This is a genomic window from Salinicoccus siamensis (assembly GCF_042429615.1).
GTDB lineage: Bacteria > Bacillota > Bacilli > Staphylococcales > Salinicoccaceae > Salinicoccus > Salinicoccus siamensis.
Window position 1 is genome coordinate 211,016 of the sequence record NZ_JBHMAH010000031.1, and the last position, 21,514, is coordinate 232,529.

22 protein-coding genes are annotated in these 21,514 nt (G+C 49.8%); 4 read left to right on the forward strand and 18 right to left on the reverse strand.

Features of this window, described 5'->3' with window-relative positions; genetic code table 11:
• The 3 genes from ACFFLE_RS10420 to ACFFLE_RS10430 all read right to left on the reverse strand — a co-directional run bounded on the left by ACFFLE_RS10420 (nt 1) and on the right by ACFFLE_RS10430 (nt 2,888).
• Entirely contained in the window at nt 1–978 is a 978-nt protein-coding gene (locus ACFFLE_RS10420; protein WP_380571796.1) for an alpha-ketoacid dehydrogenase subunit beta, read from the reverse strand.
• A 3-nt stretch (nt 979–981) separates the two neighbouring features.
• Nucleotides 982–2,091, reverse strand: coding sequence for a pyruvate dehydrogenase (acetyl-transferring) E1 component subunit alpha (gene pdhA / locus ACFFLE_RS10425; RefSeq protein WP_380571798.1), 1,110 nt, complete (start codon nt 2,089–2,091; stop codon nt 982–984).
• Nucleotides 2,092–2,258: 167 nt separating this feature from the next.
• Complete coding sequence (locus tag ACFFLE_RS10430; protein ID WP_380571800.1) at nt 2,259–2,888, reverse strand: YkyA family protein; 630 nt, start codon at nt 2,886–2,888, stop codon at nt 2,259–2,261.
• Nucleotides 2,889–3,010: 122 nt separating this feature from the next.
• On the opposite strand from ACFFLE_RS10430, the gene def reads away from it, so the two are divergent.
• Complete coding sequence (gene def / locus ACFFLE_RS10435) at nt 3,011–3,562, forward strand: peptide deformylase (RefSeq protein ID WP_380571802.1); 552 nt, start codon at nt 3,011–3,013, stop codon at nt 3,560–3,562.
• A 54-nt stretch (nt 3,563–3,616) separates the two neighbouring features.
• Here the strand turns inward: def and ACFFLE_RS10440 are convergent, their stop codons facing one another.
• Nucleotides 3,617–3,880 (reverse strand): hypothetical protein, encoded by a 264-nt coding sequence (locus ACFFLE_RS10440; protein ID WP_380571804.1) that lies wholly within the window; start codon nt 3,878–3,880, stop codon nt 3,617–3,619.
• 274 nt (nt 3,881–4,154) lie between these two features.
• Between ACFFLE_RS10440 and rpoY the strand changes: the two genes are divergently transcribed.
• Together rpoY and rnjA are read left to right on the forward strand one after the other, a co-directional pair.
• On the forward strand, nt 4,155–4,370 hold the full coding sequence (gene rpoY / locus ACFFLE_RS10445) for a DNA-directed RNA polymerase subunit epsilon (protein WP_380571806.1): 216 nt from the start codon (nt 4,155–4,157) through the stop codon (nt 4,368–4,370).
• On the forward strand, nt 4,367–6,052 hold the full coding sequence (rnjA, locus tag ACFFLE_RS10450) for a ribonuclease J1 (RefSeq protein ID WP_380572133.1): 1,686 nt from the start codon (nt 4,367–4,369) through the stop codon (nt 6,050–6,052). Before rpoY ends, rnjA begins: the two co-directional genes overlap by 4 nt.
• Nucleotides 6,053–6,095: 43 nt before the next feature.
• On the opposite strand, the gene ACFFLE_RS10455 is transcribed toward rnjA, so the two are convergent.
• The 10 genes from ACFFLE_RS10455 to auxA form a co-directional block, all read right to left on the reverse strand.
• The gene (locus tag ACFFLE_RS10455; RefSeq protein WP_380571808.1) at nt 6,096–6,755 is read right to left on the reverse strand and encodes a potassium channel family protein; all 660 of its coding nucleotides are present in this window, start codon (nt 6,753–6,755) and stop codon (nt 6,096–6,098) included.
• Nucleotides 6,756–6,780: 25 nt separating this feature from the next.
• Nucleotides 6,781–7,806, reverse strand: a complete 1,026-nt coding sequence (locus ACFFLE_RS10460) for a cytochrome d ubiquinol oxidase subunit II (protein ID WP_380571810.1) — start codon at nt 7,804–7,806, stop codon at nt 6,781–6,783.
• A complete protein-coding gene (locus tag ACFFLE_RS10465; RefSeq protein ID WP_380571812.1) occupies nt 7,803–9,158 on the reverse strand; it encodes a cytochrome ubiquinol oxidase subunit I in 1,356 nt (451 codons plus the stop codon). The genes ACFFLE_RS10460 and ACFFLE_RS10465 overlap by 4 nt, the downstream gene beginning before the upstream one ends.
• Before the next feature lie 149 nt (nt 9,159–9,307).
• Nucleotides 9,308–10,603: an MFS transporter gene (locus tag ACFFLE_RS10470; RefSeq protein WP_380571814.1), complete on the reverse strand. Its 1,296-nt coding sequence runs from the start codon at nt 10,601–10,603 to the stop codon at nt 9,308–9,310.
• Nucleotides 10,604–10,679: 76 nt separating this feature from the next.
• Nucleotides 10,680–12,407 (reverse strand): phosphoenolpyruvate--protein phosphotransferase, encoded by a 1,728-nt coding sequence (gene ptsP, locus ACFFLE_RS10475; RefSeq protein ID WP_380571816.1) that lies wholly within the window; start codon nt 12,405–12,407, stop codon nt 10,680–10,682.
• Entirely contained in the window at nt 12,407–12,673 is a 267-nt protein-coding gene (locus ACFFLE_RS10480; RefSeq protein ID WP_344701147.1) for a phosphocarrier protein HPr, read from the reverse strand. Before ACFFLE_RS10480 ends, ptsP begins: the two co-directional genes overlap by 1 nt.
• A 231-nt stretch (nt 12,674–12,904) precedes the next feature.
• The gene (locus ACFFLE_RS10485) at nt 12,905–13,336 is read right to left on the reverse strand and encodes a hypothetical protein (protein WP_380571818.1); all 432 of its coding nucleotides are present in this window, start codon (nt 13,334–13,336) and stop codon (nt 12,905–12,907) included.
• 71 nt (nt 13,337–13,407) lie between these two features.
• The gene (locus ACFFLE_RS10490; RefSeq protein ID WP_380571820.1) at nt 13,408–14,583 is read right to left on the reverse strand and encodes a class I SAM-dependent rRNA methyltransferase; all 1,176 of its coding nucleotides are present in this window, start codon (nt 14,581–14,583) and stop codon (nt 13,408–13,410) included.
• Nucleotides 14,580–15,485, reverse strand: coding sequence for a formimidoylglutamase (locus ACFFLE_RS10495; protein WP_380571822.1), 906 nt, complete (start codon nt 15,483–15,485; stop codon nt 14,580–14,582). The genes ACFFLE_RS10490 and ACFFLE_RS10495 overlap by 4 nt, the downstream gene beginning before the upstream one ends.
• Nucleotides 15,486–15,487: 2 nt before the next feature.
• Complete coding sequence (gene auxA / locus ACFFLE_RS10500) at nt 15,488–16,702, reverse strand: lipoteichoic acid stability factor AuxA (protein WP_380571824.1); 1,215 nt, start codon at nt 16,700–16,702, stop codon at nt 15,488–15,490.
• A gap of 203 nt (nt 16,703–16,905) precedes the next feature.
• Between auxA and ACFFLE_RS10505 the strand changes: the two genes are divergently transcribed.
• Nucleotides 16,906–17,091: a hypothetical protein gene (locus ACFFLE_RS10505; protein WP_380571826.1), complete on the forward strand. Its 186-nt coding sequence runs from the start codon at nt 16,906–16,908 to the stop codon at nt 17,089–17,091.
• A 64-nt stretch (nt 17,092–17,155) separates the two neighbouring features.
• On the opposite strand, the gene purD is transcribed toward ACFFLE_RS10505, so the two are convergent.
• From purD to purM, 4 genes are read right to left on the reverse strand one after another with little or no spacing between them, the layout of a single operon-like run.
• Complete coding sequence (gene purD, locus ACFFLE_RS10510) at nt 17,156–18,403, reverse strand: phosphoribosylamine--glycine ligase (RefSeq protein WP_380571828.1); 1,248 nt, start codon at nt 18,401–18,403, stop codon at nt 17,156–17,158.
• Nucleotides 18,404–18,453: 50 nt separating this feature from the next.
• Nucleotides 18,454–19,932 (reverse strand): bifunctional phosphoribosylaminoimidazolecarboxamide formyltransferase/IMP cyclohydrolase, encoded by a 1,479-nt coding sequence (purH, locus tag ACFFLE_RS10515; protein ID WP_380571830.1) that lies wholly within the window; start codon nt 19,930–19,932, stop codon nt 18,454–18,456.
• Nucleotides 19,929–20,501: a phosphoribosylglycinamide formyltransferase gene (gene purN, locus ACFFLE_RS10520; RefSeq protein WP_380571832.1), complete on the reverse strand. Its 573-nt coding sequence runs from the start codon at nt 20,499–20,501 to the stop codon at nt 19,929–19,931. The genes purH and purN overlap by 4 nt, the downstream gene beginning before the upstream one ends.
• Nucleotides 20,491–21,513, reverse strand: coding sequence for a phosphoribosylformylglycinamidine cyclo-ligase (purM, locus tag ACFFLE_RS10525; protein ID WP_380571834.1), 1,023 nt, complete (start codon nt 21,511–21,513; stop codon nt 20,491–20,493). The genes purN and purM overlap by 11 nt, the downstream gene beginning before the upstream one ends.
• Between the last annotated feature and the right edge of the window lies 1 nt (nt 21,514).

Genomic DNA, 21,514 nt, shown 5'->3' on the forward strand with positions numbered 1-21,514 from the left:
TTAAAAGTCCATAACCTGTTTCGCACGTTCGATGATGTCATCTTTGGTAGGCAGCCATACACCTTCCGCTTGTGTGAATGGATAGACCGTATCAGGCGCTGTGACGCGCATGATTGGTGCTTCCAGACTAAGGATGGCACGTTCGGACAGTTCTGCTGCAACGTTCGCTGCAACACCTGCTTGACGCTGTGCTTCCTGGATGACCACTGCACGGTTCGTCTTCTCGACAGATTCGACCAATGTGTCATAGTCTATTGGCGAGACGGTCCTCAAGTCGATCACTTCTGCAGAGACGCCCTCTTCTTTAAGTGCATCAGCTGCTTTGATGGCTTCTTGAACCATTGCGCCGTACGCGATCAGTGTAATGTCGTCGCCCTCTTGTTTGACGCTTGCCTTGCCGATTTCGACAGTATATTCTTCTTCCGGTACATCTTCACGGAATGAACGGTAGAGTTTCATGTGTTCAAGGAAGATGACAGGGTCATTCGAGCGGATTGCTTCAATCAGAAGTCCTTTTGCATCTACTGGATTTGACGGGATGACCACTTTAAGGCCTGGCGTCTGTGCCATCAGGCCTTCCAGCGAATCCGCGTGGAGTTCAGGCGTGTGGACACCGCCGCCAAATGGCGCACGGATTACGACAGGCGTTTCCTTTGAAGCGCCTGAACGCTGTCTGTTGCGGGCGATCTGGCCGGCTACGCCGTCCATCGCTTCAAAAAGGAAGCCGAAGAACTGGATTTCCACTACAGGGCGGAAACCTTCCAGTGTAAGGCCGAGACCCATCGATACGAGCCCACTTTCTGCAAGTGGTGTATCGAACACACGATCTTCACCGAATTCTTTCTGCAGGCCCTCTGTAGCGCGGAATACTCCGCCGTTTACGCCGACGTCTTCGCCGAAGAGCAGGACATTCTCATCGTTCCTGAGTTCTGTGGCCATCGCGTCAGTGATTGCTTGGATCATTGTCATCTGTGCCATTGCTTATTTCGACTCCTTTTCTTTGTAGACTTCATACTGTTCCTTCAGGTTGCTCGGCATTTCATCATAAGTGAGCTCCATGAGTTTGGTGACAGTCTGTTTTTCTGCACCGTCTGCTTCTTTGATTGCTTTCTTGATATCTTCTTTAGCCTGCTCCATCACTTCATTTTCCTGATCTTCGCTCCATAGGTCCTTCTCTTCAAGGAAAGCGCGGAAACGGACGAGCGGGTCTTTCTTTTCCCAATCTGAATCTTCATCGGATGTCCTGTAGCGTGTCGGGTCGTCCCCTGCCATTGTGTGCGGTCCATAACGGTAACAGAGCATCTCGATGACAGTTGGTCCTTCTCCTGCAACTGCACGGTCGCGTGCATCTTTAGTCACCTTGTATACAGCAAGCGGGTCCATGCCGTCCACTTGAATGCTTGGTACACCTGAGGCTACACCTTTTTGGGCGAGCGTCTTCGCCGCAGTCTGCAAGTCCCGAGGCGTCGAAATTGCATAGTGGTTGTTCTGGATGACGAATATTGCAGGCGCTTTATACGCACTTGCAAAGTTGATGCCTTCGTAGAAGTCCCCCTGTGACGTACCACCATCACCCGTATAGGTGATTGCTACTGTGTCCTTTCCGCGCATTTTAATGCCGAGTGCCACACCAGCTGTCTGCACATACTGTGCGCCGATGATGATCTGCGGGCTGAGTGCATTCACGCCTTCAGGGAACTGGTTGCCTTCATAATGGCCTCTTGAGAAAAGGAAGGCTTTCGTAAGCGGCAGACCGTGCCAGATCAGCTGCGGCACATCACGATAGCCAGGAAGGATGTAGTCTTCACCTTCAAGGGCGAACTGGCTGGCGAGCTGGGATGCTTCCTGGCCGGCTGTAGGTGCATAGAAGCCCAATCTGCCTTGGCGGTTCAATGAAACTGAACGCTGATCGAGTACGCGTGTCCAGACCATGCGCTTCATCAGTTCTACAAGATCGTCATCGGATAGATCAGGCATTGCGTCTTTATTGGTGACTTTCCCGTCCTGATCGAGAATCTGGAACATTTCAAATTTATTTTCGATCTCTTCAAGTGTCTTGACCGGATCGAAACTTTTATTCTTTGGTGCCATAAAGTGTTCACCATACCTTTCAAATTTTTCATTTATCGTATATTATCTTACCATATCCTGTTACAACAGTAAAATAAACAGGATTGTAACAGATGCTCACAAAGCGCTTTAAATCAACGATTTCTGTACTAATACAGTTTTATCTGTTATATAATACAGCGCTTACATCATTCTCCTTCGATTATGGTCTCTATCTCTTTTTTGAGTGCGTTCACCTGTTCAGTGCGCTTGCTGAAAGTTTCTGCATTCTTCTGGACTTCCTCATATTCCTTGCTCAGGCTGTTAAGTCGTTCATCCACTTCATCCTGTGACACTTCTTCTTCACCAAGATATGCGAAGATATCCTTTTCGCTGTTCAATACAGACTTATAGCTGCCGATCATTTCCCCGTGGCTCATGTATCTCTCCTCCATCGCATCGATCAGCGACTGTGCCTGCTTGCGGTTGGATTCATCGGAAATCTCTTCTATATATTGGGTCGAAGCTTCCATACGGCTCCTGCTCTCTCCCATGATTGCGACTTCCTGATCCAACTGTTCGATACGTTTATCCGTATTTTCCACTAGCGAATCGCTTATCTCCCCAAGTTCTTTCTTAGTAGCGTTCTTAAGTGAGCCTTGCAGTTCCGCCTTCTCGCCCTCCAACTCTTCGAATTCAGCGTTGACATCCTCTATCTCCTTTTCCACCTCGACGGTCTCTTGAAACGCATTATAAAAATCGAGCAGTTCATCAGATGCTGACGAACACCCGGCAAGCACCATCGCCATCACCATGGCGCCACCTAATAATTTCTTCATTTCCATTCCCTCCGATTGTTGACTGGATAGTGTATAATTAAAAAATAATATGTTGAGAATTCCGGTTCTCCTGAGTATTATAGTATAATAAATCGCGACATATATAAACAGGAGGGTTTATTTTGGTAACAATGAAAGATATCATCCGGGACCCCGATCCATTTCTGCGCAGGAAGGTGGCCGAAATCGACACGATCGACGAGGAAACGGTAGACCAACTGATTGCCATGCGGGACTATCTGGTGCGCTCCCAAAATCCCGATATTGCAAAAAAACAAGGTCTTAGGCCAGGCGTTGGCCTTGCCGCCCCGCAAGTCGGACTTGATAAACGCATGCTCGCCATCTATATGGAAGGGGACGAGGGCGAAGTGCTCCATGATCATATGCTGATCAACCCTAAAATCAAAAGCCACTCGGTGACTGAGACGTACCTGCCCGGTGGCGAAGGCTGTCTGAGTGTCGATGAAGACGTTCCAGGCCTTGTGCATCGCTTCCAGCGGGTCAAGGTTTCAGCCCTCGATCCCGAAGGGAAGCCTGTAGAAGTGAAAGCAAAAGGTATGCTTGCCGTCGTGTTGCAGCATGAACTCGACCACCTTGACGGCATCATGTTCTATGATCACATCGATCCGGACGCTCCCATGGAGCCAAAGCCCGGCGCCAAGCCTGTAGAATAAAAAAGCGGCCGTATCAAAGCGGTCGCTTTTTCATTGCACATGGATCCCATCCAATCAGATGAAGTCATCGCGCCTCTCCCTAAATGGAATATTCTGCTCATACAACTCCTTCTTCAGTGCCGCAAATGTTTCATGGTCCATGACTTCAGGGTCATGGTCATGACGCTTCCTGTGGACATCATCTGCCTCTTCGTGGTCATCATAGATGTAGTTCATCACCACCATGTCAGGATGTGTATTGAATTCCAACATGATCATGTTGCGGTCCTGACGCGTCCACTCAAGCAGTACAGCTTCCAATATTCGCTTTTCTTTCATGCGCTTCCCTCCATTCCCTTCCATTATAAAGTCTTTGCATGTCCCCCGTCTATAATGTAAAATGAAGTTAAGCTGATAAGGGATGTGGTCATGATGCTCAGACGGTGGAGGAAGAGGCTGAAGCAAAGGCTTGGACGCATTCTCGGTAGGAAAGGGTTGCTGAACAACGAATATTTCAAACGGCGTTAAGTCCGTTATATTGTGTTGCTTTATGCAACACAAATTTTTTGTTAATGACCATCCATACAATCAAATCAAAAGGAGAAATCATATAATGGCAGTATTTAAAGTTTTTTTTCAAGAACAACTAGATAGCCGCATCATCCGTGAAGAGACAATATCACGTTACTTTGAGGCGGAGTCGGAGAGCGAAGTGCGCACAGCACTGAAGGAAAGCCGCCTCAACATCGAATTCGTCCAGGAATTAAGTCCCGCACACCTGGAGTACGAAAAGAATAACAATGCAGATTTTAAGGTTGAGGATATCTGATGACACTGGAAAAAGGTGAAGTTGGCGTTTTTGCCCTCGGGGGACTCGGGGAAATAGGCAAAAACACGTATTGCATTGAATATAAAGACGAAATCATCATGATCGACGCAGGCATCAAGTTTCCAGACGACGAACAGCTGGGAATCGATTATGTCATTCCCGACTACACATATCTTAAAGAGAACCAGGAGAAAATCAGCGCGCTCATCGTCACCCATGGCCACGAAGACCATATCGGCGGCATTCCTTTCCTGCTGAAAGAATTCAATGTGCCCATCTACTCCGGGCCTTTGGCTCTTGGACTCATCCGTAATAAGCTGGAGGAGCACCACCTCCTGCGCTCGACTGAGCTAAACCCGGTGGAAGAGAGCACTGTATTGAAGTTCAAGCACATGACGGTTGAATTCTACTTGACCACGCACTCCATCCCTGAAGCATATGGGGTCATCGTGCGTACACCTGAAGGTACAATTGTCCATACAGGTGACTTCAAGTTCGACTTCACACCGGTGGGCGAACCTGCAAACATTGCGAAAATGGCCCAGCTTGGGAAGGAAGGGGTCCTTTGCCTCCTGTCCGATTCAACGAACGCTACAGTGCCGAACTTCACCACAAGTGAGAAGGAAGTCGGCCAGAATGTAAAGGATATCTTCCGTAAATGTACAGGACGGATCATCTTCGCTACATTCGCATCCAACATCTATCGCGTCCAGCAGGCGATAGACGCAGCAATCAAATTCGACCGTAAAATTGCCATCTTCGGCCGCAGTATGGAAAACAACATCAAAATCGGCCTGGAACTGGGCTATATCAAAGCACCGCCTGAAACATTCATCGAACCAAAAATGATCAACAGCATCGAAAAGCATAAAGTGATGATGCTGTGTACAGGCTCCCAAGGTGAGCCGATGGCTGCCCTATCTCGGATAGCCAACGGCACGCACCGTCAAATCAGCATAATCCCTGATGACACGGTCGTCTTCAGTTCATCTCCGATCCCTGGCAACACATTGAGCATCAACCGTACAATCAACGCCCTCTACAAAGCGGGTGCAGACGTCATACATGGCAAGCTCTCCAACATCCATACTTCAGGGCATGGTTCTCAGGAAGAGCAGAAGTTGATGCTCCGTCTGATGCGTCCGAAATATTTCATGCCGATCCATGGCGAATACCGCATGCTGTATCTTCACAAGCAGCTGGCAGTCAACACAGGCATGGACCCGGACGATGTCTTCCTGATGGAAATCGGTGATGTTCTGGCATTGAAGAAAGATAGTGCAAGGCACAGCCACCGCGTACCGGCAGGCACAGTATTCGTCGACGGTACGGGTATCGGCGACATCGGCAACATCGTCCTCCGCGACAGGAAGGACTTATCCGAGGAGGGGCTCGCAATCGTCGTCGTTTCAATAGACTTCAATACAAAGAGGCTGCTTAGCGGCCCGGACATCATCTCACGTGGTTTCGTCTATATGCGGGAGTCCTACGGCCTGATCCGCGGTGCAGAGAAGAAGATAAAAGCGGATATCATCAACCTGCTCAACTCAAAAGACCATGTGGAATGGTATCACGTAAAGCAGCTCATCATAGAAGAACTCAGCAACCACCTCTACAAGCGGACCCACCGTAAACCGATGATCCTGCCTACCATCATGAGGGTCAATGAAAAGAAGAAGTAATGCATAAATAAGAGCACTTGTGGAAGTTTCCACAGGTGCTCTTCTAGTCTATGAGTGATTTTTCAAACCGGGTCAAATCCTGATCATCCCCTATTACAATCAGGATATCATCCCTCTGGATGTTGACCGTCGGGTCTGGACTGACAATGATGTCCTCATCCCGTTTTATCGCTATTACACTGACTCCGTATTCTGCACGGATGTCCAAGTCCAGTAAGGATTGGTCCGCCAGGTTCTCCTGTGCCTTGATCTCGACGATCGAATGCTCATCCGAGAGTTCAAGGTAATCGAGTACGGAAGTGGAGGCAAGCTTATGGGCGATGCGTTTCCCCATATCGCGCTCAGGGTGGATCACCATATCGGCGCCGATCTTATCAAGGACACGGGCATGGTAATTGTTCTGTGCCTTGACACTCACATGCTTGACGCCCATATCTTTAAGGAGCAGTGTCGTCAGGATACTCGACTGGATATTGTCACCGATTGCGACGATGACGTTATCGAAATTGCCAAGGCCGAGATTCTTCAGGACCCTCTCATCAGTAGTATCCCCGATGGCTGATTTGGTTGCGATATCAGCATATTCATTAACACGGTTTTCATCTATGTCGACCGCCAGTACATCCATTTCGAGTTCAATCAGTTCCCGTACAATGCTGGCACCGAAACGGCCGAGGCCGATCACCGCATAGTCCTTTTTCATCTTCATCACCTATTCGTTTAGGATATCAATACTTGTTGTCGCCCTTCCCCTGCACATAATCCTTATCGAACAGGAAGAGTCTGAGCAGCATACCGAGACTCGGTATCAATAATAGTAAACCTAATATGAAGGCCACTGTCAAACTGAATGCCATATTCTCGTTTACAACCGAAGTATTGATATCGATATAGGGATATAGTATATACGGTAGTTTACTGATGCCATAGCCGTAGAATGCGAAGGCAAACTGCAGCATGATCATTATGAAGGCCAGTCCAAAACGGCGCTTCCTCCAGATCAGGTACACCGCTATGCCCATCGCTGCAAGGCTTAGTCCGAACATATACCAGTAATCCTGCGCACGCAGGAAGTGTTCCCTATTATGTTCACGGAGCCCCAAGAAGACGAACTGCGAAATGAAGAGCATCGGCAATGTCCAGATCAGGAACCATCTGCGTACAAGATGGAGCGCTTGTGAATCTTTGGCACGCGCTGCGTAGAACGTCAGGAACCCGCTTGATACATAGAGTACTATGACTACAGCCAAAAAGACGACGGACCAGCCGTAGGTGCTGAAGAAGAGTTCTTCGAGCTGGAGGCGTACACCTTCTGCGCTTTCGATGATATAACCGCCTTCAGAAATGACGAGCGCCATCGACAGTGAAGCGGGAATCAGCAATCCTGTGGCACCATAGAGGAACGCCCAGGATAACTTCGGCTCCCTATTGTAGGAGTTGAAGGCATAGTAGCTCCCCCGTATCGCCAATAGGATGAGCGCAATGCTCGCCGGAATCAGCAACGCTGTACCATAGTAATAGGCGGTATCCGGATAGAATCCTACGATGCCGACGAAGAAGAAGACGAAGAAGACGTTCGTCACTTCCCAAACCGGATTCAGGTAACGCTTGATGATCGGACTGATGATGCTGTCGTCCCCCGTCAGCTTCGAATAGAAATTATAGAAGCCGGCACCGAAATCGATTGCGGATACTATGATGTAGCCGTACAGGAAGGTCCATAGGACTGCTACCCCGATGATTTCATAATTCATTGCAACCGACCTCCTTCATAGTCCTCTCCATAGATTTCAATGCGTTCTGCTGTGGCACTCTTATTTTTGAACATCTGAAGCAGCACATAGATTGTGGTGACCCCGAGCACTGCATACAGCAACACGAAGGCGATCAGTGTGATACCGAGCCCATCGGCCTGGGTGACGGCTTCAGAAACCCGCATGTAGCCGCGCAATATCCATGGCTGGCGACCCATCTCTGCCAGGAACCAGCCTGCTTCTATTGAAGCCATGGTCAGAGGACCGGTCAATACATAGGCATAGAGCAGTGCAGGATGGTGTTCGTCGAACTTCGAGAACTTCGCTATGAAGTATATGATCGAGACCATCAGTGCGTACATCCCGAAGAAGACCATGATATCGAAGAAATAGTGTATGATGAGCGGCGGCTGCTCGTCGTCCGGTATATCATTGAGCCCGGTGACCTCAGTATCGAACGAATTGCCTGCCAGGAAGCTGAGTGCACTTGGAATCCTGAGTGCATAGCTCACTTCATTCGTATCCTCATCAATGGTGCCGAAAAGGACCAGGTCAGCGTTGTCCTCCGTTTCAAAATGCCATTCCATCGCAGCCAATTTCTCAGGCTGGTGCTCATGCAGGAATTTGGCTGAGAGGTCTCCGGCCAGAACGGTCAGTGATGCTGTGACAAGCCCAAGCACCATCATGACTTTAAGGCCTTTCTTGTGATACTCCCTATCTTCCTCGAATTTTGAACGGAGAAGTTTGAATGCACCGATGGCAGCGATGATGAATACTGCCGTCGTATACGCTGTCACCACTACATGGAATACCCTGACCCAAGTGGACGGGTTGAACATCGCCGCAAGAGGATCAACGTTGATGAGTTCCCCACCGGCCATATCGAAGCCCGCAGGTGTATTCATAAATGAGTTCACCGTTGTGATGAATACTGCTGAAAGCGACGAGCCGACGACGATCGGAATATTCAGGAGCCAGTGATGCCAAGGGTTCTTGAAGCGGTCCCAGGTATATAGGAATATCCCAAGGAATATTGCTTCAAAGAAGAAGGCGAACGTTTCCATGAAGAGCGGCAGCGCAATGATCTGCCCACCGAGCCGCATGAAATCAGGCCATATCAAAGACAGCTGAAGACCGATGATCGTACCGGTCACGACCCCAACGGCAACCGTCACCGTATAGCCCTTGGCAATCCTTCTTGCCATCGTCAAGTACGCCGCGTCTTTCTTCTTCACCCCCAGGAACTCAAGTACCATGAAGACAATCGGTATACCTACCCCGATTGTTGCAAAAATAATATGGAACCCTAATGTAGACGCCGTCAATACACGCCCTAAAACCACATCTTCCATTCAATCACCTCTTTATAATCGTATCTTTAATTATAACGTTTATAACCAATTTATCCTGATAGATTTGACAATGATCAATGACAAATTTGTGAATAAACTATCATTCTCATGTCATAATTGTACGCTTTTACATCGTTGATTTCAAAGATTTAGTTCGGAGGACGCGCATGTTCTATACGGCTGTGGAACAGCAGGCCGATGATGATCATGAGCATCAGGCTTGAGAGGGCGACGCGCGATGCAATGACACCATAGTCCGCCATCAGCCAAGTGATTGAACCATACACCAATGGGCCGATCACCGCACTCATTTTGGCGCTGAAGGCGAATAGGCCGAAGAACTGTCCTTCCTTCCCCTCCGGTGACAGTTCAATGATCAATGTCCTTGAAACCACCCAGGTCGACCCCATGGCGATGCCGAATAGAGCTGCTGCAATCCAGAATGTCCACATCGGTAGAGGAACGGCCGCTACTGCCACTGCGAAGAGAAGCAGGGAGGCGATGATTGTAAACGTCTGTTTTGAACCAAGTCCCCGGGTTAAAAAGCTGAAGATGATTGCCCCGATGATGCTGAACACCGTAGCCGTCATAAAGATGATTAGGAAGGCACCTGGGGAGAACCCAACGACCGTCACCGCATAAGGCTGCATCATGGAGATGGCTGTAGCCAATGCATCATTGATGAAGAAATAGGCAATCATAAAATAGAATATGGAAGGAGATGAACGCGCTTCCCTGAAAGTGGCATATATATCTTTATAGCCTGTCAGGAAATGCTGTTTCGGCTTCTTTTTCTGCGGCTTATCTTTATAGACAAAAAAGAGTGGCAGACTGAATATCAGAAACAGCACCCCGGATAGCCAGAATGTATGATGGACTGGACGGTCGCCAATCAGTAGCAGGACTGAAAATATACCGAATAATGTACCTAAATATCCAAGTGCCACGCCGTACCCCGAAATGAGCGGTATTTCCTTTTTATTGCCAAGACTCGATAACATGCCATCGTAGAATACATTCCCTGAATTGAAGGCGAATTTGGCGATGACAAAGAGCACTACTGCCAAAACGAAGCCATTCGGCAAGCCAAACCATCGCGCATCCGCTTCCCCACCGAAGACTCCCATACCAATCGAAGCGGCGACACATGTCAATGTGAAAACCACGACATACCGCTTCCGCCTGCCGGTCCGATCCATCACCACACCATAGAGCGGGGCGAAGACAATCAGCATAAAAGCCGCCACCGCATTGGCGTAGGCGATGACAGTCGATGCTATCTGTTCGAGTCTTGGATTGGTTCCAACCGTTTCCGTGATGTATTGGGGAAAGAATAGAGTGACTATATTGGCGCTGAATATCGTGTTGGCAAAATCGAAGAGCGCAAAAGCGAAAATGGGCAGGGACAGATACAGTTCGACCGGGCGGCGCGTATGTCCGTTCATCGGAGCACACCTCTCATCATTTACTGCCATTATACCCATAAAAATATGCGCATGGCCACGGCCATGCGCATATTCATTATACTCTGCCTACATATTCTTCAACGAGGGCAAGCACTTCGTCTGTATCCTTACATTCAACCGCCCTTGCCGCCAAGCGCTCCATATCGGTCTTCTTGAGACCCGATATCTGCTTGCGCGCTTTCAGCACTGAGGAGGCACTCATGGAAAATTCGTCGAGCCCAAGCCCGAGAAGAAGCGGTATGGCGTGTGCATCCCCCGCCATTTCACCGCACATGCCTGCCCATTTACCTTCTTTATGGGCTGCATCGATAACCATTTTAATGAGGCGCAGGAGTGCCGGATGATACGGTTGGTACAGATAGCTCACAGATTCATTCATGCGGTCTGCCGCCATCGTATACTGGATGAGATCATTTGTACCGATCGAGAAGAAATCGACGACTTCTGCAAACTGGTCCGCGATGATGGCTGCAGAAGGTATCTCAATCATGATACCCACTTCGATATCTTCCTTGACCTTCTCGCCCTCTTCGACAAGCTTGTCCTTCTCTTCGATGAGCAGTGCCTTGGCACGGTTGAACTCATCGATGGTCGCGATCATCGGGAACATGATCTTAAGGTTGCCATGTTGGCTTGCCCGCAGCAATGCACGAAGCTGTGTTCTGAAGAGCTCCTGATTGTCGAGGGTCATGCGAATCGCCCTGAAACCGAGGAACGGATTCATTTCATTCGGCAGATCGAGGTAAGGCAATTCCTTATCGCCACCGATATCAAGTGTTCTGACGACGACCGGTTTGCCATCCATCTCTTTCAACACTTGACTGTATGCTTCATACTGCTCCTCTTCAGTCGGCAGTTCATTCCGGCCCATATAGAGGAATTCTGTACGGTACAGTCCGATTGCTTCAGCACCGTTCGACTTGACCCCCTCAAGGTCATCCGGCGTACCGATGTTCGCTGCGAGTTCGACAGTTACATCGTCCATCGTCTTAGAAGGTTCGTCGACAAGTTTTTGGAGTTCCACCTTCTCTTCCGCTACTCTGGCCTCTTTATCTTTATAGACTAGTACTTCTTCTTCAGATGGGTTCAGGATGACTTCTCCTGAACTACCATCTACGATGATGTCGCCACCGACCTGGGCAAGCTCCGTAATGTTCTTCGTACCGACTACTGCAGGAATCTCGAGTGAACGGGACATTATTGCAGAGTGCGAAGTGCGGCCGCCAACATTCGTGACGAACCCCTTGACAAAATTCTTATCCAGTTGGGCAGTATCAGAAGGCGTCAAGTCTTCTGCCACTATCACTACAGGAGTATCAATCTTGCTTGGACTCGGCAGCTCCCGGCCCAGCATGTTTGCGAGTGCCCGCTTTGAGACATCCTTGATGTCTGCTGCACGTTCCTTCATATACTCGTCGTCCATACTGTCGAAGATCGCCACAAATTGATCACGAGTTTCCAGAAGTGCCTGAGGCGCGCTCTTCTGGTCATTGCGGATATGGGACTCGATCGGACCCAGGAATTCCGGATCATCGAGTACGAGCAGGTGCGCATCGAATATGGCAGCATGCTCCGGCCCCACCGTCTGCTCCGCATGATTCCTGATCTTCGTGATCTCGACTTTTGATTGGTTGAAGGCAGCCTTGAACTTTTCGACTTCGGCGTCTTCCTGTCCCACTTCTATCGACTTATCATCGAATGACAGGTCAGGCTCCTCCAGTGAATAGACGGGGGCGATGGCCACGCCGTCGCTTGCACCAATCCCTTTTAGTATCTCAGACATCAATCGGTCAATCCTTCTTTTGAAAGTGTTTCTGTAATTGCTTCAATAGCCTCAGTTTCATCGTTGCCTTCAGCATAGACAGTCACTTCGGAATCTTTGCCGACACCAAGTGACATGACACCCATGATGGACTTCAGATTCACTTTCTTGCTGTTGTATTCAAGCTGGATGTCAGAGTCGTACTTGGATGCAGTCTGTACAAGTATTGTTGCTGGTCTTGCATGTATACCTGTTTCGTCTGTAATGAGATAAGATTTTTGTTCCATTGCGTTAGTCTCCTTTTATTTGCGTGATGAATTTACATGATTGTCATACATGTTTGCTGTTATTGTACCATGTACAGCAATGATATTCTAATATACCACAAGCATTGGAAAATAAACTTTGCCTGTCCATCTTCCACTTTTCACAAGTTGGTCACAGAACGGCCGCGATGCAATGAAAAATGCCCTTTTGGCATCGTTGCCAAAAGGGCATCATAAGTACGCCAGTCAAATTCAGGAAATTTTGGCGCAGCGCTCTATATATTCATAGCCGAGCTTCTTCATCAGCATATAGCTGATTGACGCCCCGATGATTTTACCCAGGATCGTCAGGAATGAAAAGCGGACTTTCCCGGATTTCTTGCCGAACGTCTTAAATAGGATCCCTCTCGCCTTACTTCCAAGGAATTCGCTTCCCATGCTGGTCGCCATTACTGCGGCGCGGTTCATGAGGTCATCCGACATCTCATTGACCTGTCTGTGGTCGAGCTCGAAAATTTCCTCGACCCCACTGCGGATGTCCCGCATCAATTTGACATCTGTACCGATATCAAGGAAAGGGATGGGCAGAATGGCTGCCACGGAAGAATACATCGCTTTTCTATCCACCATTTTACGTGCTTTCCTGCGCTTTTCTTCCACTTCGTTCGTCATCATCTCAGACATATCCAAAACTCCTTTTATTCATCTTCAAGTCACATTGGAATATACCCTCTTTAATGATGATGAAAACAAGACTAATCGTTCAGATCTACGGTGACGACTTTAAGGTACTTGCCCCGTTTATATCCTTTGGACGTCGGGAAATCCTTCGGTAACCCTTTGACGTCAGTCAGTGAGTAGGATCGCCCCGCCTTTTCGATTGTGCGGCCTATCTGTTGCTTGAACTGGTTCAATGTGAAGGTTTCAAGGTTCTGGCTCAACACCAGACGGCCTTTGGGCTTCAGCACCATAAGTGCCTGTTCGATGAGTTTTGGATAGTCGCGTTCGACTTTGAACACCTTTTTCTTATAGCGGGAAAAGCTCGGTGGATCTATCAGGATCTGGTCGAAACGTTTGTTGTTGCGGGCCGCATAATTCAAGTATTCGAACGTTTCCATGATATGGATTGTATGCCCATCGGTGGAAAGGTTATTGGCATTGAAGTTATCCGTGATCAGTTCGTTGGTCCGCTTCGCCAAGTCGACGCTTGTCGTCGCCATCCCGCCTTCTGCCGCTGCAATGGAGAAGGTGCCGCTGTACGCAAACAAATTCAGGAACGTTTTCGCATCCGCTTCATTCCGGACAAGGGCCTTGCGCGTCTCCCTCTGATCGAGGAACAGGCGGGTCATGGGTCCATCTTCAAGATGGATGCTGTAGGACAAACCGGCTTCCTTGACTGTAATCGGGAATTCGACATTACCCGTCACCCTGCGGTTGGCGATGTTCATGCGCCCCCGTTCGCTGAAGCGGGTCTGTTCTGTGATGGAGGCCGGCTTCAGCCTGACCATCAGCGTCCTGATGATCAGATCCCTTATTTTATGGATGCCGCGCGAATAGAAGGTCACAAGCAGGTGGCCATCATAGTTATCGATTGCCAAACCACCGATGCCATCACCGATTTCGTTGAACAGCCTGAAGGCTGTTGTGTCCGGTTCGTTGTAGAGTGGTTCCCTTCTATCGATTGCACTCAGGATGCGCGATTCGATGAATGCATCATCAATCGTTTCTTCACCGTTTGTCAATATCCAACCCTTTGTCTTTTGCTCGAAGCTGAGCATGGCGATGCCGATTAGTCGGCCGTATGTATCTTCGACACGGACGATTTCACCATCACCAAGAAAAGTGTCATCACTCAAATCTTCCCCGTCAAGATTCAACTGCCCTTTCAGATACGGTTTTTCATGTCCTTTTTTCAATTGCACTGTATTCATTGGAACGACTCCTTCTTGGTCATGAAGCTATGGAACAGGCTTGCAGCGAGACTGCTTGTGCGGTCGTCGACATCGAGCGGTGGCGATACTTCACTTATATCAAAACTCACCAGATTCGTAAGCTCAGCCATTTTCCCAACCATATCATGGATTTCTGCAGCCGTATATCCGTCAGCAGAAGGCGCACTCGTGCCTGGCGCCACTCCCTGCTGCACGGAGTCCATGCATAAAGTTGCAAAGACAGCATCATATTCTGCAAGTTCAGCCAGCATCTCCTCAAAAATGGTTGTTTTCCTGACTGTTTCCATCTCAGCATATTTCACTCCAAAACGATCGGCGGCATCAAACAGGCTTTTTGTATTGCCGGGTGGTTGGATGCCGACCACATAGTAGTCGATCGCCTGATCGGCAGATAATATCTGATGGAACATTGTACCGGAAGACGGCCGCTCATCCCTGAGGTCGAAGTGGGCATCGAAATTAAGCACTGCAATTCTTTTGTCGGGGTAGGCTGCCCGCACACCCAAGTAGTGTCCGTAGAGCGTTTCGTGCCCGCCACCGATTATCAGTGGGAACTGCTTATTATGGAGCACCCTATACACGGCGCGCCCCAATGCGGCTTGGGAACCTTCAAGGTCCGTGTCCCCGACGATGCTGCCATAGTCGTAGATGGGGGCCGTCCATGGCAGTGAAGCCAACTTCTCCCGCACTTTGACCGGCCCCAGATGTGCACCAGGCCGCCCCTTGTTACGCCTGACGCCTTCGTCGGAACGAAATCCGATGAAAACCGGGGCGTCGCCTCTGACGGTCTCCGTCCATCCGCTCATATGCTGATGGATGCGTTCTTTCATATCCGGGTCATCTACACGTCCGGTGTATTGGTGTGTTTCGATTTCCTTCATACTTATCTCCCCTTGTCGAATTCTTTGAATATGCTGATCAGGGCAAGTGGCGTAGTCAGCAGTACGAGCAGCACATTGAACGGCAGTATGAACAGCGACAACTCCACATCGCGGAATACCGTAATATACAAACTCACCGTGACCTTGAGCCATAAAGCGATTATGACGATCATCTGCGTATGGTAATACTTGTTCTGGGTCATGTTGAAGAATGTCGTAAACAAGTAGATGACAACTAGCGACAGCGCCAGGAACAAATTGACCCACTCATAGATGTACTGCATATCCGATACTCTGAAATGGCCTTCTGTAAAGACGCCGTTCCTGTTGTTGAATTCAATCAGTACAAAAATCAGGACAAGTGCGCCCAGCAACAATTCGATGTAATTCGGACGCAGCCACTTCGGAAAGTCGAATTCCATAAAATTTTTCACCCGGTTCAGCATGCCGTTGCGTAAATTATAGAGTTTCTGTGAGAACCTCAAATAATCATTCGGATTGAGCCTGCGCCCGGTGCTGCGGGAAAGGGTCGCTGCATCCCCTTTTTTCGGCTTCTTCAGCAGGTTTTTGGATTTGGAGAGGAACACGCCAACCCATAGTGCCATCAGGGACAGTACCCATATGATGGCAAAAAACATATTGATCGACAAAACATCCTCAGGCGCCTTTGTCCGCTCGATATCCGAATAGACTGCGTTTTGGGTGAAGAAATAGGCCAATCCATAGAAGAAGAGGATGACCATATAATGCTCCTTGCGGTGTTCCGGATCCAGATGCTCGTTGAATATGCTGTAGAGCATATGGACGGTAAAGGCCAGCATGAACAAAAGCGACAGCCAGCCATAGACCTGGAACATCAGAAGGGTGGTCATCAGAAAGAGCACAAAAGCGAGTGCCAGAAAGAAAAACGACAACTCTGTGTCAAACTCCGTAGTCCTGCGGATGAGTTTCGCCACCAAAAACATCACGCCACCAAACAGGATGATCAGAATGCCGGCTATAATCGGAAAGTCCCCGATCACCATGGCCAGTACGTTGACCACTTCAACGAAAAATGCATTCATCAGATCGAATATTGTATCTATCTGAGGCGTCTCGGCATCACCCTCGCCTCTTATCCTGCCAACATTAAAAAGAATGAATAATCCTGTAATTACAAAAAAAGTACCGAGAAGGATGCTGATGATCACTTCTCCCTGCTGCTTCAACCATTTCATTTTAGTTTCACCTCTATATCCCTTTCCATTATAGAGGAAAAGAGCATCAAATGCATCGAATGGCATATGACAGGATGAAATAAATCACAATAAATTGTGGAGTGTCGTGTTTAGCCTGTGAAATGCATGGGTACAAATCAACTAACAGCAGATAAGAAATAATGATATATGATATCAATACTTATAAAGCAGGAGTGATAATAATGGATTTCAGCGACAAGGATAGACAGGAAGAAACAAAGAAGGATGCTGAAGAAGCTTATAGGGGAGAAGACGCCAACGAACACCGCGAAAAAAATGAAGATGATAAAAGCGGAGAAGATAAAAGTACCAAGGACGATTCCAACACTGAAAAGACTAAAGACGATATTCAAGATGCTTTCGAATAAAAGAGATTGCCGGCACAATGCCGGCAATCTCTTTTTGCATGTACATAACCTTTAAAGATCCTGCTCAGCCCTTGAGTGCCCGGCCACCGATATCCTGTCTGTAGAACAGGTCGCCTTCAGTGAACGTGATTTGGGCAACGTTTGAATATGCAGCATCGACCGCCTCTTCAATAGTGCGCCCTTCACCGGTTACGAGCAATACCCGGCCGCCATCCGTCCGCCAGGCATCCCCGGATTGTTTGAGGCCGCTCACAGCGCAGTCTGCCCTGACGGTGCTGAAATCCACTTCGCAGCCCTTTTCATAGGCAGCCGGATAACCGCCGGAGGCCAGCATGACACCTGCCTTATAGCCGTCTCTGAAGTTCAGGCTGAACGGCTCCTTGGCCTTCACCTTCTCCAGCACATCGATGAAATCATCTTCCATGAGATCCAAAAGGACTTGGGCTTCAGGATCCCCAAAACGGGCATTGAACTCAATGACTTTGACGCCATCACGGGTGACGATCGCCCCCAGATAAAGTACCCCGAAATAATCGAGTCCCTCATCGACCATCGCCTGCGCCATGGGCTCTACAATTTTATCCACAGCTTCCTGCCTCAGCGATTCATCAATATGATGGACGGGTGCATAGACTCCCATCCCGCCTGTATTGGGTCCCGTGTCCCCATCATACGCCCGTTTGTGGTCCTGGGCCATGATTTCAAAGGAGTGGGTATAGGGGCCATTGACCAGCACCATCAGGGAGAACTCCTCGCCTTCTAGGAATTCCTCGATAACGACAGGGGCGTCCTGCTCCGGCTTCAATATCTCTATACCTGCTAATGCTTCTGCCATGTCCATGGCCACAATCACGCCTTTGCCTGCCGCCAGCCCATCTTTCTTCAGGACGACCGGTGCACCTGTTTCATTTATATAGTCCCGTGCCGAGTCCTGGTCTGTGAACATGCGATGGGAAGCGGTCGGAATACCGTACCGCTTCATGATGTCTTTGGCGAAAGCCTTGGAGCATTCGATTTTGGCCTCATGCTTCTTTGGACCGAATACATCCACGCCCAACTCTTCCAGATGATCCGCTAGCCCCGCTTCAAGAGATGCTTCCGGTCCGATGACCACCCACTGGATATCATTGTCAAGACAGAAATCCCCGATGCCCCGGCAATCCGTCTCGCTCAATTCCGGCACCGTAACTGCAAATTCTTTCATGCCATCATTGCCGGGAATGGCGTAGACGATATCGCTCCGTGTCGATTGGGCCAATTTTTTTGCCAGTGCATATTCACGTCCGCCTCCGCCGATCACTGCTACATTCATGGAAATGCCCCTCTCTGTTCATGTAATCAAAAGCCGGTCTCACTCCGGCCCTAATGCTTGAAATGCCGCATGCCTGTAAATACCATCGTCATACCATGTGCATTGCAGTAGTCGATGGATTCCTGATCCCTTTTCGAACCGCCTGGCTGGATGACTGCACGTATGCCGTTTTCATGGGCCAGTTCAACGGAGTCCGGCATCGGGAAGAACCCATCGCTCGCCATGACCACATCGTCCCCGAGCCCCACAGCGCGGTCGATGGCGATCTTAAGCGCCCCGACCCGGTTCATCTGTCCGGCACCGATACCTACCGTCCGGCGTTCATTGGACAGGACAATCGCGTTGCTTTTGACATGTTTCGATACTTCCCATGCCAGCGCCATCGCCGTCAACTGTTCCTTCGTCGGCTGCTTCTCTGTGACGACTTTGATATCCCTCTCGTCGAGAGCGCCGGTGTCCTGGCTCTGGATGAGGTATCCACCCGAGACACTGACCATCTCTTCAGCGTGCGCATCCTCATGGAAATCCACTTCGAGCAATCTGAGGTTCTTCTTCTGGGTCAGCACCTCAAGCGCCGCCTCGTCGAAGGACGGTGCGATGACGACTTCCAGGAAAATGGTGTGCAGCTGTTCGGCCGTCTCCCGGTCCACCGTCTTGTTGAGCGCCACGATGCCGCCGAAAATCGACTGGCTGTCTGCTTCATAGGCATTTCTGAACGCTTCCGCAATCGTTTCTCCCGTGCCCACACCGCATGGATTCATATGCTTTACGGCGACTGCTGCCGGCATAAAGAACTTTTTGGCCAGCTGGAATGCTGCATCCGCATCGCGGTAGTTATTGTAGGACAGCGCCTTGCCGTTTAGGACATCGGCGTTCAATATCGTGTTGCGTGCTTCAGTCGTCCGGACCAGACGCGCCGTCTGATGCGGGTTTTCGCCGTATCGCAGGGATTCCTCAGCCTGGCTGAAGTGGTTGACGATCGCCTGGTCATAATCATTGGTATGGCGGAACACTTTTATCATGAGCGCACGCCGGTAGGTATCGTCAAGCGTCTCCGATTCGATACGGCTGATGACCTCTCCGTAGTCTTCTGGGGAGACGATGGTCGTCACATGCCTGAAGTTCTTGGCTGCCGCCCGCAGCATCGTCGGTCCGCCGATATCGATGTTCTCAACCGCCTCGGCTTCTGTGACACCTTCAGTTGCGACCGTCTCCTTGAACGGATAGAGGTTGACCGCCACCAGATCGATCGGGGCGATATTCTTTTCATCGAGTTCCGCCATATGGGCAGCATTATCCCGATTGGCGAGTATGCCGGCGTGGACTGCCGGGTGCAGCGTTTTGACGCGCCCATCCAATATTTCTACAAATCCTGTCAGAACGCTGACATTCTCAACAGGGACCCCGAAGGATTCTATCGCCTTCAATGTGCCGCCTGTTGAATAGATTTCATAGCCATTGCGGGAGAGGCCCCGGACAAACGGCTCGAGCCCTCTCTTATCGGATACGCTGATCAGTGCTTTCTTCATCCTCTCTCCCCTTCCAAAAATTTTTTGAGTGCCTGTGGGTACAGCTTATACTCGAGCTGATGAATCTTCCTCTCCAGATCTTCAAGTGAATCTTCAGGATTGATGCGTACAGGCTCCTGGGCGATGATCCGGCCCGTATCGATGCCGGCATCCACAAGATGGATCGTCACTCCTGTCACTTTAACCCCGTAGTCATAGGCGTCCCGGATGCCATTGCGGCCTTTGAAGGCTGGCAGCAGTGAAGGATGCAGATTGATGATTCTATCTTCATATGTGCTGATGAACGCCGCACCAAGTATGCGCATGTAGCCTGCAAGCAGTATATATTCTACATCGAGGCGCTTAAGCGCCCTTATCATCGCCGCTTCCTGCGCCGCCTTCGATCCGTAGTCGGAGATGGTGCACACGAGGCTTTCTATGCCGAGGGCCTCTGCACGCCGTAAGGCGTAGGCTTCACGATTGTCGCTGATCAAAAGGACGATCTCGATGCCGATCTCTTGTGCGTGACGGGCCAGATTGCTGAAATTCGTGCCGCCACCGGAGGCGAATACTGCAACTCTAGTAGCCATGGACACGCAACCCGCCGTCCGCAGTCACGCGGCCAAGCACTGTCGGCCGCTCCCCTGCGTCCTCAAGTATCTCCATGGTGCGCGCTTCATCTTTGTCGTTCACTGCAATCATGAAACCGATGCCCATATTGAACACGTTGTATGCCTCCCGCATATCCATGCCGCCGAGTTCAATCAGCCATTCTATGATTTTCGGCACTTCGACATTCGCCACATCGATATCTGCACCCAGATGCCCCGGGAACGCCCGCGGTATGTTTTCGATGAAGCCACCGCCTGTGATGTGGCTCATCGCCTTGATGTCGACCTCTTCCCTGACCTTTTTGATTGCCTTGACATAGATGCGCGTCGGCTCAAGCAGATGATCGATGATCGGCTTGCCGTCCAACATCCCTTCGACGTCGACCGAATAGTCGGCAAGCCATTTCCTGACCAGGCTGTAGCCGTTCGAATGGATGCCGCTTGAAGCCAGTCCGATGATGGTGTCGCCAGGCTTTGCGGCTGTCCCATCTATATAGGCATCTTTTTCGACGGCGCCTACAGCAAAACCGGCGATGTCATATTCGCCTGCACCGTACATATCCCCCATCTCGGCAGTCTCACCGCCGATCAGGGCGCATTCTGCGTCCGTACAGCCATTTGAAATGCCTTCGACGATATCTGAGATGTGCTCAGGAATGACTTTATCGACGGCAATGTAATCAAGGAAGTACAGCGGCTCTGCACCGGTTGTGATGATGTCGTTGACGCACATTGCCACGGCGTCCACACCGATTGTACGGTGGCGGTTTGAATCGATCGCCAACTTCAATTTCGTGCCGACGCCATCAGTGCCGGAAACGAGGACAGGGGCCTTCATATTCAGCTGGGACAGGTCGAAAGCGGCACCGAATCCTCCGATCCCCCCGATGACTTCCGGACGCATCGTCCGTTTTACGTGTGCCTGGATCTTATCGACTGCCTGATATCCGGCTGTGATGTCGACACCGGCATCCTTATACTGTTCTGACATG